Source organism: Shinella sp. 1A1, assembly GCF_055379515.1.
On sequence record NZ_AP039672.1, the window covers coordinates 48766 to 62982 of the forward strand.

Consider the following 14217-nt stretch of genomic DNA (forward strand, 5'->3'; position numbering starts at 1 on the left):
AAGGATCCACATTCGGCGTGTTCAACTGATGGGAATTGTCCTTGCGCCAAGTCTAATTGACAACGGCACTTTTTTTGATGTGAGATTAGATGAACTAATGCCAATGCCTGATGAGGTTGTCGATGCGCCGCCCATACGATCTTCCCTCCTTAACGTCTCTTGCCTGTTTCGAATCCGCCGCGCGCAAGGCGAGTTTCAAGGAAGCAGCGCAGGAGATGAATGTCACGCCGGCGGCTATCAGCCATCAGATCAAGGCGCTGGAGACGGACCTCGGCTGCAGCCTGTTCGTCCGCCGCAGCCGCGGCGTTGAGCTGACGGAGAAGGGGGCATTCCTGTTCCTCTCGATCCGCCGCGGATTCGAAGCGATATCCGATACCGTCGTGCAGATTCGCGACCGCCGCGACACCGTCGACGTGACGATCCGCACGACGACGGCGGTAAGCTCTTTGTGGCTCACGCCGAAGATCGCTGCCTTCTGGAAAATCTATCCCGCCGTGACTGTTTCACAGATTATCAGTGATATTCCCGACGTGAGTGGGCCGTGCGACCTCAGTATCCACTATGGCGACCCGGATGAAAGCGGCCTTGAGCACCAGATCCTCTTTCAGGACCGTATCGTCGCGCTGGGAACGGCCGCCTTCGCCGAGCAACACCACATCGCCGGCGTGGAAGACCTGCGTAAGGTTCCGCTCATCCATATGAGCAACGAGGAAAACGGATGGACGACCTGGACGGACTGGTTTCAAACGCTGGGCCATGCGGCGCCGAAAGGTCGCGGTTTCTTCGTCAACAACTACGTGATCGCGCTGCAGGCGGCCCAGGACGATATCGGTGCCGTATTGGGGTGGGACGGGCTAGTCAGGAGCGTGATGGCGGCTGGGCGGCTTGTTCCGCTTGTGCCCGAATCCGTTGCCTCGCCGGTGCCCTTCCATCTGAAGATCCACGCGAAGGCGACAGCCAAGTCCCGCCTGTTTACGGATTGGCTGGTCAAGACAATCTAGCGGTGGCTTGAGCGCGACAAAGGCACATTAGAGTGCGACAAAATGTACATCTCAGTCTATATAATAATCTCTATGGGTGATAAAATCGACGTTGATGTACATTTTTCTTGCCCCATGTCGTCTCGTTTGCTAAAGACCTCTCTAACAAAGCCCAATGGGTGGCCGTTTGAGAGTGCAGGATCGTCACGCACGGCGCGAACCCTCTTCCTCGAATTCGGGCAGCGGCGACCGTTAAGCTCCGCTGGAGCCCTGAAATGCGCATTCGAGCATCGGAACAGGCTCAGCGGCGCCCTGTTCTAGCAAAAGCCGCAAAAATCAGAGGGAACAGGAATGAAGAAACTTCTTGCATCGACTTGTCTTCTGGCCGGCATGATCGGTGTCTATTCGTCGGCCAATGCCGCAGAATGCGGTGACGTCACTTTGACGGTGCACAATGTCCAGAGCGCGGAGGTTCTCACCTTCGTCGACAAATTCATCCTGGAAAACGGCTATGGCTGCACCGTCGAAACCGTGCCGGGGGACACTGTGCCGACGACCACCTCCATGGTGGAGAAGGGCGAGCCGGACGTGTCGTCGGAGACTTGGGTCGACCTGCTACCGGAAATCGTTCCGCGCGGTCTTGCCGAGGGCAAGATCGTGTTCGGCGCACCGGCTCTGCCGGACGGCGGCGTGCAGGGATGGTGGATACCCAAGTACCTCGCCGATGCCCATCCCGACATCAAGACCGTGGAAGATGCTCTCAAGCATCCCGAACTCTTCCCCGATCCGGAAGATTCCAGCAAGGGTGTGATCTTCAACGGCGCTCAGGGGTGGGGTGCGACGGTTGTCACGGCGCAGCTCTACAAGGCATACAAGGCTGCCGATAAGGGATTCACCTTGCTGGATCCCGGCTCTGCGGCGGGCCTCGATGGTGCAATCGCCAAGGCCTACGAGCGCAAGGAAGGTTTCATCACCTATTACTGGGCGCCGACGGCCTTGCTCGGTAAATACGAGATGGTCATGCTGCAGGCTACCGTTCAGCATGATGCTGTCGAGTGGAAGCGCTGCATCACGAACCTCGAATGCCCCGATCCCAAGGTCAACGCTTGGCCCGTCGATAAGGTTATGACGGTTCTCACCAAGGCTTTCGCCGATCGCACCAGCCCTGAAGTCATGGCCTATTTCAACACGCGTGGCTGGAGCAACGACACGGTCGGCAAGCTGATGGCGTGGGAGACGGAGAACCAGGCAACCGGCGAGGACGGCGCCAAGCACTTCCTCGAGGAGAACAAGGATCTCTGGAAGAAGTGGGTTCCGGCGGACGTCGCCGAAAAGGTTGAGGCCGCCCTCTGATATCCCTTACGGACGCGCGGGAACCGCGCGTCCGCTCAAGCCATATCTGCATCGACGGGAGGCGCTGCGTTCCGTTCCGTTTCAGCAATCGTTCTCACCCAGTCACCGAGCACATTTGCCGCAGGCGACAACTCCCGCGTCGTATTCCAGGTCAGGTAATAGGCGCCGGGCGAGGGAATGACGAGATCGGTGAAGCGCACGAGATGCCCCGCCTCGATCATTGGCTGCACCATGCGGTGCCAGCCGATGACGATGCCCTGATCGGCCATCGCCGCCTGCAGCGCCACGCTGAACTTTCCGAACCGCCTGATATTCGTTGCATGCTGGCGGATGCCCGCGCGCAGCAGCACCTCGTCCCATCCCATCCAGTCGGGATCGATCCAGTTCACGTCGAGAAGCGGCATGCCGGGCAAAGACCGACTGGTGGCCTCTTCATGCATCGTGGCGAAGCCGGGGCTGCAGACGGGATAGAGGCAGTCCCCGAACAAGAACTCCGCTGTCTCGTCCATCCAGGCGCCGAGACCGTAGCGTATGCGCAATTCCACCTCCGCCCTTCGGAACGTCCTGATATCGTCGGAGATCAGGTGATCTACAGTCACGTCACGGACGTTGCGCCAGAAATCCGGCATGCGGGGAATGAGCCACATCGTTGCGAAGACATCGGAGCAAGCCATGATAACGTTGCGGGACTTGTCGCTGCGGCGGATGGAGCGGATGACGTCGGAAGCGCGCGAAAAACCACTGGCGAGCACCGCATAGAGCTCCTCGCCGGCCGAGGTCAGCGTCACGCCCCTGGCCTTGCGCACGAACAGGGGAACACCAAGATCCTCCTCGATCGCCTTGATCTGCCGGCTGACCGCTCCCGGGGTGACGTTCAGCTCGGCGGAAGCAATCTTGAAACTGGAATGGCGCGCGCAGGCTTCGAACGTCGCGAGCGCCGTGAGGGATGGAAGGTCGTAGAAGCGGCGAACCACTGTCGGCACCTCGAGATTCTGGCTCATACGGGGGGAGGCTTTTCCGGAGGCTAACGTTCGATTGAGAAAAACTCAACCGAAGCCTGAGATTTAAGGGCGTTGCGCCGCAGAACCCCTTGGATAGCAATTGGGTTTCACAACCACGGAGGGATAAGCACATATGGCGCCTGATGTTTCCAATCCATCGACAAATGGGGCTGCCGCCATTCCCGCGCGCATGACGGGCGTGGTCTTGCTGGGACACGGCGGCATTGACCAGCTCGCCTATCGTGACGATCTGCCGGTTCCCCGGCCCGAGCCGGGGGAGGTGCTGATCCGCGTCGCCGCGGCTGGCATCAACAATACGGACGTCAACACGCGCATCGGCTGGTATTCCAAGCAGGTCACGACGGGGACGGAAAGCGGCGGTCTCGGTGGTTTTCAGTCCGCGCAGGATGCCGATGCCTCCTGGTCGGGTGCGCTAATGACGTTTCCGCGTATCCAGGGCGCTGATTGCTGCGGGCATATCGTGGCTGTCGGACAAGGTGTCGATCCCGGTCGCATCGGCGAGCGGGTCATCGTGCGCAACATGTTGCGGACCTATGTGAATTACCGCCCCTTCCAGTGCTGGACTTTCGGCTCGGAATGCGACGGCGGCTTTGCCCAATATGCCAAGGCGCCAGCGCGCGAGACCTATAGGGTGGAGTGCGACTGGAGTGATGCGGAGCTCGCCTCGATGCCCTGCGCCTATTCCACAGCGGAAGGCATGCTGCACCGGGTCAATCTAGGCCGTGGAGAACATGTATTGATTACCGGTGCCTCCGGCGGCGTCGGTTCTGCCGCCATACAACTCGCCAAACGCCGAGGAGCGACGGTGACCGCTGTTGCGGGCCGCGACAAGGCTGACGCGCTGCTTGCGATCGGCGCCGATCGTGTGCTGGCCCGCGGCGAGAGCATCGCCGAAAAGCTCGGCCGCGAGTCTGTCGATGTCGTGCTCGATGTCGCGGCCGGACCAGGCTTCGGCGAACTGCTCGATGTCCTGAGAAAAGGTGGGCGTTATGCGGTTGCGGGCGCCATCGCCGGACCCATCGTCGAACTGGACGTGCGCACGCTATATTTGAAGGATTTGACCTTTTTCGGCTGCACGTTCCAGGACGACGCCGTCTTCGAAAACCTTGTCTCCTATATCGAGCGCGGTGAGATCCGCCCACTCGTCGCCCGCACCTATGCGCTGAAGGACATTGGCGAGGCGCAGAAGGATTTCCTGTCAAAAAGCACCATCGGCAAGCTCGTGCTTGCCATTCCGGAGTGAGGGCCAATCCATGACCGATTTGACGATCGAACGTATTGATGTTTTTCAGGTCGACCTGCCATATGCGGGCGGTGTCTATCGGCTTTCTGGCGGACGGGAATATCGCAGTTTCGATGCGACCTTCGTGCGCATCACGACAAGTAACGGCCTTGAGGGTTGGGGGGAAAGCACTCCCTTCGGCTCCACTTGGATCGCCTCGCACGCCCGCGGCGTGCGCGCCGGCATCGCGGAAATCGCGCCAAGCCTGATCGGGCTCGATCCGCGCCGGGTAGACCGCGTCTACGACGCAATGGATCAGGCACTTGTTGGCCACCTCCATGCCAAGACAGCAATCGACGTCGCCTGCTGGGACGTCTTTGGCAAGTCCGTCGGTATGCCCGTCTGCGACCTGCTCGGCGGCCGCACGGATGTGCGCATGCCGGTGATCTCGTCGATATATATGGGCGAGCCCGACGATATGCGTCGGCGTGTCGCCGAGCATCGGGCAATGGGCTATATCGCCCATTCGGTCAAGATTGGTGACGAGCCGGCGGTCGATGCCGAGCGCATCGCCGCCTCGCTGGCCGACAAGCGACCAGGCGAATTCTTCATCGTCGATGCGAATGGTGGCATGACGGTGGAGACGGCGCTCAGGATGCTACGGCTGCTGCCGACCGGTCTCGATTTCGTGCTGGAGGCGCCGTGCGCCACATGGCGGGAATGCGTGTCGCTGCGCCGGCGCAGCGACGTCCCGATCATCTTCGACGAACTGGCGACGGACGACGCTGCCATCGCCCAGCTCGTCGGTGACGACGCGGCAGAGGGCATCGGGCTGAAAATCTCCAAGAACGGCGGCCTTACGCGCGGCCGGCGCCACCGGGATATCTGCCTTGCCGCCGGCTATACCGTTAGCGTCCAGGAGACCACCGGATCGGACATTGCGTTTGCCGCAATCGTCCATCTCGGCCAGACCGTGCCCGAGAAGAATCTGAGAAGCGTGCTCGAATGTCGGGACATGGTGACGCTCAAGACAGCGGACGGCCCGTTCGACCTACATGACGGACGCGTGGCCGCGCCCTCCTTGCCCGGCCTGGGCGTCACGCCGCGCATGGACGTTCTCGGCGAACCCGTGGCGAGCTACGGATAAGGCATGGGAGACGGCGGCCGCCGACGGCCGCCGTTTCGGGATCGTCAGGCCCAGGTGTCACCGATGGTAAATCCCTCGGTGAACGGATCGTCATGGTCGAGCACGATCGTATTGATGCCGTAGATCCAACTGGTGCCGGCGACGGTCGGTACCACGGCGGCACGCCCGCCGATCGTTACCTCCTCGACAAGCTGTCCGGTATAGATATTGCCGAGCAGGCCCTGGTGGCGGAAGTCCCGGCTGAGCGGAAGCTCGCCCTTGGCATGAAGGACCGCCATCTTCGCGCAGGTGCCAGTGCCGCAGGGGCAACGGTCGAGGGCTCCGGTCCAGGTTGCGGGATTGTCCCACGAGAAGTCGCCCGAGGCCATCGTGACCGCATTCTTCCAGTCGGCATTCGGATCGTCCGTAGGCCCAGACAGCTGGGAAATGGTGATGCCGACGCCGGGATAGTCGGGATGCTCGACGGGGAGCTGCTCGATGGCGGCCTGGCGGATCATCGAGGAGATGCGGGCGATTTCCTTGCCATGCTCGGGAATGAGTTCCAGGCCGGGGAACTGGCGAACATCGGCGATCGCGTAGAACATGCCGCCCCAGCCGACATCGACGCGGATCTTGCCGAGATGGGGTACATCGATGAGCGCATCGAGATGCGCCGCGAAGGCCGGGACGTTCTTGAATTTCACGCTCTTCACCTTGCCGTTCCGGCATTCGGCGGTGATGCGGATAAGACCGGCGGGGGCTTCGAGCGTGAGTTCGGTGACGGGTTCCTTCATCGGCAGCAGGCCCATTTCGAGCAGAACGGTCGCGACCGAGATGGTGTTGCCGCCGGACATGACGGGATATTCGATCTGCTCCATGATGATATAGCCTGCATCGGCTTCCGGATGGCCGGGCGGCACGATGATGTTGCAGCAATGCGCCGGATAGCCACGCGGCTCGCGCAGAAGGAGCTTGCGCAACCCATCATCGTTGGCTTCCATCCACTTCATCTTGTCATAGACGGTCTTGCCTGGAATGTGCGGGATGCCCCCGGTGACGACGCGCATCGGCGTGCCGGCATGGGTGTCGACGGCGTTGATCGTTCGCTTGAATGCCATTTCGGCGTTCCCTTCGGGATGATGTTTCTACGCGGGATCGAAGCCGGCAGCGGCAAAGGCGCGGACCGCCTCGTGGATGCTGGCGGGCACCTTCAGCCGCTTGGTGGAGGAGGGCGGGAATTCCATTTCGCTGACGCCGGGAATGAAGACGTCGAGCCCGGCAAGCCGGCGGCTCTGCTCGTGAGCGCGGGCGATGCGTCCCTCTACGGGGGTGCCCGGCATCATGGCCAGCACCGTCAGGCCGACACCGGGGCGCGTGCTGCCGGAGCGGAAATCCGGTGTGTCGAGTGACCAGGGTCCACCGGAAAGACCTGCGGACATCATTTCAACGAACAGGGCGACGTTTCCGCCCTTTCGCCCGCCGAAGGGGAGCAGGGCTCCGCCAAGAGCCTTTTCCGGATCGTCCGTATCGGCGCCGTGCTCGTCCACGGCCCAGCCCTTGGGGATGGAACGGCCCTCCGCTGCGGCGGCGACGATATTGACGAAGGCCGTGGCGCTGGAGGCCTGGTCGATGACCATGGGCAGCGAATTCTCGCCGAGCGGGAAGCCGAAAGCCATGGGGTTGGTGCTGTAGACGGCTGGGCCGCCGGGTCTCGACACGACCATGGCATTGGCATTGGTCGCGGCAAGCCCGACAAGACCTTCCGCGGCGAGACGACGTACATAGTAGCCAAGTTCGCCGGCCGTATAGCTGTTCGTCTGGGTGAACATCGCGACGCCGAAGCTGCGCGCCGCCCCGACGATATCGTCGAAGGCAAGGTCGAACCCGAGTTGGGCGACGCCGCCGTCCGCATCCGAGACGAGCATAGCGGGAAACGGCCGTGTCAAGGTCGGTGCAGGTTCGCAGTTGATGCGGCCTTCGCGGAAGCTGTTCAGGTAATCCACCAAATGCGGAAAGCCGAGCGTCGCCGGGCCGAAACGGACGGCCGACAGCGTCGCGTCGACGAGGGCCCGGGCGCTCGCCTCGTCGGCCCCGGCGCCGCGGCAGGCCTTCAGCGCCAGTTCCTCCGCTTCCTTCTGCCCAAGTTCGATCTCGTCTGCCATGTCAGATCTCCAATCCGGCCTTGCGGCCCTCGAAAAATGCGTAGGGTGCCTGCCTCGGGGCTGCGCAATCGCCGATCTGGCGTGTCGCGATGCTACGCTCGCGAAGCCCCGGCACCAGCCAGTCCATTGGGGCGTTCGTGGTCGCTGTGACGAGCGTATCGGCTTCGACGAAGCGGTGTTCGCCGGTGTTGTGATCGATGATGGTCGCGCCGTCGCCGTGCCATTCGGTGATACTGGCCTCGACGATCCAGTCGACGCCGAGCTTCCTGAGCGCCTGGCGCATCGGGACGTCCGCCGCGGTCCGTTGCAGTTCCTTGCCGACGAAGGGATCGGGCGTGAGGATCGTCACGCGATGGCCTTCTTCGGCGAGTTTCCAGGTGGTGCCGCCGCCGCGCCAGCCGCCGCCTTCATCGAGAAGCAGGACATGGTTTCCTGGCCGTGCCTGCCGCGCCATGACGGCTTCGACGGTGAAGACATTGCCCTTTTCGATGCCGGGCATGGTCTCGACCGTCGGCAGCGCCTTCTGGAAACCGGTTTCGGGCGAATAGGAGCCGGTCGCAGCAATCACGATGTCGAATTCGGAAGGATCGATCTCATCGGCCTCAAGATAGCTGTTGAGGCGAACCTCAACGCCCAGCTTTTCGAGCTGGCGCTCATACCAGGCGATAAGATCGAGAATCTGCGCCCGGCGCGGCTGCAGGCCGGCCAGGAGGAAGTTTCCGCCGAGGCGTGGGGCAGCTTCCGCAAGCGTCACCCGATGACCCCGCTCGGCGGCGACGCGGGCGGCCTCCAGTCCGGCGGGTCCACCGCCGATCACCAGCACGCGTTTGGGATTGCCGGTCTTGCGAAAGCGGTCGCCGCCCCATTCGGCCTCGCGGCCCACGGAAGGGTTGATCAGGCAACTGATCCAGTAATCGCGGGAGCGGCGCCCCCAGCACATCTGGTTGCAGGAGATGCAGCCGCGGATATCGTCCGGCCGGTCCTCGCGGGCCTTGGTGGCGAGATGCGGGTCGGCGATCTGGCCGCGCACGATCGAGACGAGATCCGCCGCCCCTTCGCCAAGCACCGTTTCGGCATTGTCGGGAGTGCGGATATGGCTTTCGGCGATGACGACGGCATTCTTGACGACACCCTTCAGCGCGGCAGCAAGGTCCGCGCCCAGCTTTTCAGGGTAAAGGAAGGTCGGCATCAGCTTGTAGAAATCGAGATAGCCGCCCGAACCGCAGGTGACGTAGTCGATCAGGCCGAGGTTGTCATGCAGGCTGATGATCTCGGCGAGTTCGTCGCGCTGCAGGGCAACCTTCACATCCGGTTCGTCGGAGACAGCAAGGCCGATGATGAAGTCGGGGCCGCATTCCGCCCGGATGCGCGTCAGGATTTCGCGCGACATGCGCGTACGGTTTTCCAGCGAGCCGCCCCATTCATCCTCGCGCCGGTTGCACCAGGGGGTCCAGAACTGGTCGACCATGCCGAGATAGGCGGCCCAGACCTCGACCCCGTCGAAACCGGCGTCGCGACATCGCCGTGCAGCCGCCACGAAACCGTCGATCGTCTCGTGGATCTCGGCTTGGCTCATCGGGTGGGAGCCGTCGCTGTCGTGATAGCTCGGCCCGCCTGACGGTGACCAGTGCGGGTGGAAGGAGTTGTCGGAATCGCCATGGGCGCCGACATGGTAGAGCTGCTGGATCGCCACCGTGCCGTGCCGCTTGATGGCTTTCACCACTTTGCGGAAATGCGGGACGACAGCATCGTCGGAATGGCGGAAGTTGCCGCGCGTGAGTACCGCGGCGGCATGCACCGGCATCGGTTCGACGACGATCATCGCCGCACCGCCGATCGCGCGCTCCTCGTAATAGGCGGCGTGGCGTTCGGTCGGCAGGCCTTCCACGGCCATGTTGGCGGTATGCGCACCGAAGACGATGCGGTTCTTCAGTGTGTGTGAGCGCAGCTTCAGCGGGGAAAAGAGGCGAGGGAATTTTTTCGACATCGCGCAAGTCCAGGCAGCAAAGTGTTAGGGATGAGAGGATTTCGGCTGGGAGCCGATGGCGATGCTCTTGCGCACATGCCTTACGGCCGACCAGACAGCGCAAAACACAAGGGGAACGGCGACAAGCGTCATGAGCTTCGTCAGATGCGCGTCGAAGCCAAGTCCGACCAGGCTTTCAAGGCAGACCTTGATCAAGCCGATCGTGTAATAGGTGATGGCGATAATCGAGAAGCCTTCGACCGCCTGTTGAATGTGGACCTGAACGCGGGTGCGCTCGTCCATCGATGTCAGCAGCGAGGCATTCTGGTCCTCGAGCTGAACCTGAACGGTCGTCCTCAGCAGATCGCCGGCAAGGCTGACCCGCTCAGCGAGTTCATCGAGCCGCCGCTCCGTTGCTTGGAACGAGCGGATCGCCGGTCTGAACCGCCGGTCGATGAATGTGCCGATGCGCTGACGTTGTTCGACATGCGTTTCGCGTAGTTCCTGCAGCCGGCTTCCAACGATCTCGGCATAGGCCTTGGTTGCGCCGAAACGCTTTCGAGCATCGGCCGAGACGTTCAGAACGTCGGATGAGAGTTTCGTCATGTCGGAAAGCAAGGCCTTGTCGACCTTCGAAGCGCTTTGCATGTGGGTCACAAGACGGTTCAAGCGGTGGTCGAAAGTGCTCAGCTTTTCCACCGTCTGGTGCGCGACGGGCATCGCAAGGAGTGCCATCATTCGATAGGTTTCGATCTCCAGCAGACGTCGGACCATTCTCCCGGTTCGATAGGCATTCAGATTGCGGTTGAAGAGAAAGAACTCGACTGCCCCCGCAGCGCCGATGCGAAAGTTCGAATGAACCTCCGCGTCGCCACCGCCCACGGTCGAGGCGACATAGTCTGACGGCGGCCGTTCGATGTTTCGGCCGTCTTTTTCCTCACGCACCACGACGCGGACGCAGGCTATGATCCGGCCGCCGATCCCGTCGCACAGGGTTAGGAAGGGGCTTGGTACCGGCGCATCAAGTGCTGTGTCCGCTTTCGTGACAAAGGTCAACGTGAGGAACTCTGTATGGATTTCCCATTTCAGCCGGCCGCCATGCAGGCGAGCAATGCCGTGCTTGCCTTCCTGGGTGCTCGTAATCTCCTCCAAATCGCCCGCATTCGCCGGGAAAGACGGAATGCCGTCTTCCCCGACGATGGCGACATGCCATACATCCGAGTCGCCATCGAAGTAGAGTGACGGCCGCGCGTGGAGCTCGTTATGCAGCTCTTCTCGCAATGGATGTTCGGGCTGGGGGCGCATGAGCCGTCTCCACCAATTCTAAGCGGCGCTGGCTGAGGCGCCGGCGGTATGGCTTACGCCATGGGAATTGACCATGGCGCCCGCCAGTTGGCGGAATGTGACAATGCCCACCGGTTTGCCGGATGGATCGACAACAGTGATGTCGCCGTCCGGTGCGCAAGCGAGCAACCGCACCGCTTCCTCAATGGTCACGTCGGCGGCAATCGCCGGGCCGCCTGCGAGCGGCGCCGATGCGAGCGGTTTCATCACGGCATCGACCTGGACGACACGGCCACGGTTCACTTCCTTGACGAAATTGGCGACATAGTCGTCCGCAGGCCGCAGCACGATATCCTGCCGGCTGCCCTGCTGGATGACTTCGCCATCGCGCAGGATGGCGATCTGGTCGCCGAGGCGAAGGGCTTCGTCCAGATCGTGCGTGATGAACACGATGGTCTTCTTGATTTCCTTCTGGAGATCCAGCAGCACGGTCTGCATATCCATGCGGATCAGAGGGTCCAGTGCCGAATAGGCCTCGTCCATCAGGAGGACGGGGGCGTCGTTGGCAAGCGCCCGCGCCAGGCCGACACGTTGCTGCATGCCGCCCGAGAGCTGGTTGGGATATTTCTCCTCGAACCCCTTGAGGCCGACGCGCTCCAGCCAGCGCATGGCGGTGTCGAGGCTCTGCTGGCGGGAGATACCCTGGATCTCGAGGCCGAAGATCGTGTTGTCGAGCACGGTGCGATGGGGCAGTAGCGCGAACTTCTGGAACACCATCGCCGTCTGGTGGCGGCGGAACTCCCGCAGTTCCGCCTCCTGCATCTTCACCACATCGGTACCGTCGACGAGGACCTCGCCGGCCGTCGGGTCGATCAGCCGGTTGATATGGCGGATCAGCGTCGATTTGCCGGAGCCGGAAAGACCCATGATGACCTGAATCGAGCCGGAGGGCATTTCGATGTTGATGTCACGCAGGCCGAGCACATGGCCGTATTTGGCGTTGAGCTCCGCCTTGGTGAGGCCGTTCTTGACGGCCTCGATGTGGCTTGCGGCGTTCGGCCCGAAGATCTTGTAGAGATGGCGGATCTTGATGCCGCCGAAGATGTGATCAGCCATGGACGATCTCCCGGTGCTTCTGAAGGCGCTGGCCGTATGCCTGGCTGACGCGGTCGAACATGATGGCGATGCCGACGATGGCAAGGCCGTTGAAGATGCCGAGTGTGAAATACTGGTTGGCGATGGCCTTCAGCACCGGCTGGCCGAGGCCCTGCACGCCGATCATCGAGGCGATGACGACCATGGCGAGCGCCATCATGATGGTCTGGTTGATGCCGGCCATGATCGTGGGGAGCGCCAGGGGCAGTTGGACCTTGAAGAGCTTCTGCTTGCGGTCGGCGCCGAAGGCGTCGGCCGCCTCCAGCACGTCCTTGTCTACGAGGCGGATGCCGAGGTTGGTCAGGCGGATCATCGGGGGAATGGCGTAGATGACGACGGCGATAAGACCGGGCACGCGACCGATTCCGAGCAGCATGACGACTGGGATGAGATAAACGAAGCTTGGCATGGTCTGCATGACGTCGAGAATCGGATTGACGATGCGTTGCACCCGGTCGGAGCGCGCCATGAGGATGCCGATCGGTAGGCCGATGGCGATCGACAGCACCGTGCAGACGAAGATCATCGCAACGGTCCGCATCGTGTCGGTCCACATGTCGAAATAGCCAATCAGCATGAGTGTGACGAGACAGCTCAGGACGATCTTCAGGCTCCGGCTGGCGAACCAGGCAATGGCAAGGATGATGATGAGGATGATCGGCCAAGGCGTCTGGGTCATGAACCGATCGGCTGCGATCAGGAAGTGCTGCAGAGGAGCGAAGACGCCTTCGATGGCATCGCCATAGGCGCGCGTGAAGGCTCGGAACCCGTCATCGATTAGCTTCTTGAGATCGCGTAGCGACCCGTCGTTCATGTTCGGGAATTTGTAAAACCATTCCATTCGGTTCCCCAATCTTAGAAAGAAGCCGTTCGGTCTTTTTGTTCTTTTTCGGCGGTTGAAAAGCGTCGCATCAGGCGTGCGTGACGCAAGCAGCATCGAGCGCGGCGCTGATTTTCAGCCGCCGCTGACGAAACGGTCTATGCAGGTTACCTGTTTGCCGCTCACGCTGGTGGTCGCGGCGACCTCGAATTTGGCCGCATAGGTAGCGGATAGGTGTCGAGCGGACATGTGGATGCAGGCATTGTCTTCATTATCGCTCCCTCATTTTGCGGCAAGGTGCAACGGGCCGTCGCGCACCCTCGTTCAGTAAGCTTCTCCCATTTCGATCGATCGCTTGAATGCCGCGGCGAGTCCGCTTGAGACCGACCTCGCGAAGCCCGCGCTGAGCATGGCGTCGATGCCCGCTGCGGTCGTACCCCGATAGTCTAAGAAGGCTTGGACTGTCTCTGTCGGCCAAACGTCCCGCTGCTCCAGAAGCCGACCGGCGCCAACGAGCAGCGAGTTGACCGCGCGTTGCGCGATCTGCCTATCAAGGCCTCGGCCGATCGCATCGGCCATCATGGCTTCGGCAAGCAGGGCGGGAAAGGCGGGTCCCGAGCCGGTCAGGCCAGTCAGGTAGTCGATATCGCCTTCCGTGCGAACCTCATCCTGAATGCCGCAGGCGTCGAAGATGGCACAAACGGCAGCCCGATCCTCTTCGTCGGCATCGCCGGTGGCAATCCATGGCGTGTAGGATTTGCGAACCTCGGCAGCGGCGTTCGGCAGAGCGCGCACGACGCGGGAGGTCCGGTGCGCTTTGCAGAGCGCGGTGAGGCGGATGCCGGCCATGACGGAGATGACCAGCTTGCCTTCGGTATCGACATTCAGATGCGGCCAGTCGGCCGGGCGGACGGAGAGAACGATGACGTCCGAGCGGGCGGCGAGCGCCTGATTGTCCGAAGTCCAGAAGGCGCCGGGAAACTTGTCCGACTTAACGCTGCGATAGGAAATCGAGAGGTCTTGGGGCAGGACGACGCCGGCGTCCAGCATGCTTGTGGCGATTGCGCCGCCCAGCCAGCCGGCACCACCGATCACACCAATCCTCAAGCCCCTGTTCGATTTCACTC

General features: G+C 61.9%; 12 protein-coding genes. 4 read left to right on the plus strand and 8 right to left on the minus strand.

What is annotated here, in order from left to right; all coding sequences use genetic code 11:
• The first annotated feature begins 122 nt into the window (after nt 1-122).
• Together ACZ48C_RS16980 and ACZ48C_RS16985 are read left to right on the plus strand one after the other, a co-directional pair.
• Nucleotides 123-1001: a LysR family transcriptional regulator gene (locus ACZ48C_RS16980; RefSeq protein WP_464783374.1), complete on the plus strand. Its 879-nt coding sequence runs from the start codon at nt 123-125 to the stop codon at nt 999-1001.
• Nucleotides 1002-1331: 330 nt separating this feature from the next.
• On the plus strand, nt 1332-2333 hold the full coding sequence (locus ACZ48C_RS16985; RefSeq protein WP_464783375.1) for a glycine betaine ABC transporter substrate-binding protein: 1002 nt from the start codon (nt 1332-1334) through the stop codon (nt 2331-2333).
• Between the two features lie 35 nt (nt 2334-2368).
• Here ACZ48C_RS16985 and ACZ48C_RS16990 read toward each other — a convergent pair whose 3' ends face one another.
• A complete protein-coding gene (locus tag ACZ48C_RS16990) occupies nt 2369-3334 on the minus strand; it encodes a LysR family transcriptional regulator (protein ID WP_464783376.1) in 966 nt (321 codons plus the stop codon).
• 133 nt (nt 3335-3467) lie between these two features.
• Here ACZ48C_RS16990 and ACZ48C_RS16995 point away from each other — a divergent pair, with 133 nt between their 5' ends.
• Nucleotides 3468-4598, plus strand: coding sequence for an alcohol dehydrogenase family protein (locus tag ACZ48C_RS16995; RefSeq protein ID WP_464783377.1), 1131 nt, complete (start codon nt 3468-3470; stop codon nt 4596-4598).
• A gap of 10 nt (nt 4599-4608) precedes the next feature.
• On the plus strand, nt 4609-5724 hold the full coding sequence (locus tag ACZ48C_RS17000; RefSeq protein WP_464783378.1) for a mandelate racemase/muconate lactonizing enzyme family protein: 1116 nt from the start codon (nt 4609-4611) through the stop codon (nt 5722-5724).
• A 44-nt stretch (nt 5725-5768) separates the two neighbouring features.
• On the opposite strand, the gene ACZ48C_RS17005 is transcribed toward ACZ48C_RS17000, so the two are convergent.
• The 7 genes from ACZ48C_RS17005 to ACZ48C_RS17035 all read right to left on the minus strand — a co-directional run bounded on the left by ACZ48C_RS17005 (nt 5769) and on the right by ACZ48C_RS17035 (nt 14215).
• Nucleotides 5769-6821 carry a proline racemase family protein gene (locus tag ACZ48C_RS17005; protein ID WP_464783379.1) on the minus strand — a complete coding sequence of 351 codons (1053 nt, stop codon included), beginning with the start codon at nt 6819-6821 and terminating at the stop codon, nt 5769-5771.
• A 27-nt stretch (nt 6822-6848) separates the two neighbouring features.
• A complete protein-coding gene (locus ACZ48C_RS17010) occupies nt 6849-7865 on the minus strand; it encodes an Ldh family oxidoreductase (protein WP_464783380.1) in 1017 nt (338 codons plus the stop codon).
• Nucleotide 7866: 1 nt separating this feature from the next.
• Complete coding sequence (locus ACZ48C_RS17015; protein WP_464783381.1) at nt 7867-9852, minus strand: oxidoreductase; 1986 nt, start codon at nt 9850-9852, stop codon at nt 7867-7869.
• A gap of 24 nt (nt 9853-9876) precedes the next feature.
• Nucleotides 9877-11136: a DUF3422 domain-containing protein gene (locus ACZ48C_RS17020; RefSeq protein WP_464783382.1), complete on the minus strand. Its 1260-nt coding sequence runs from the start codon at nt 11134-11136 to the stop codon at nt 9877-9879.
• Between the two features lie 18 nt (nt 11137-11154).
• Nucleotides 11155-12231 carry a quaternary amine ABC transporter ATP-binding protein gene (locus ACZ48C_RS17025; RefSeq protein ID WP_464783383.1) on the minus strand — a complete coding sequence of 359 codons (1077 nt, stop codon included), beginning with the start codon at nt 12229-12231 and terminating at the stop codon, nt 11155-11157.
• Complete coding sequence (locus tag ACZ48C_RS17030) at nt 12224-13111, minus strand: ABC transporter permease (RefSeq protein WP_464783384.1); 888 nt, start codon at nt 13109-13111, stop codon at nt 12224-12226. Before ACZ48C_RS17030 ends, ACZ48C_RS17025 begins: the two co-directional genes overlap by 8 nt.
• A 303-nt stretch (nt 13112-13414) precedes the next feature.
• The gene (locus ACZ48C_RS17035) at nt 13415-14215 is read right to left on the minus strand and encodes a pyrroline-5-carboxylate reductase family protein (protein WP_464783385.1); all 801 of its coding nucleotides are present in this window, start codon (nt 14213-14215) and stop codon (nt 13415-13417) included.
• Between the last annotated feature and the right edge of the window lie 2 nt (nt 14216-14217).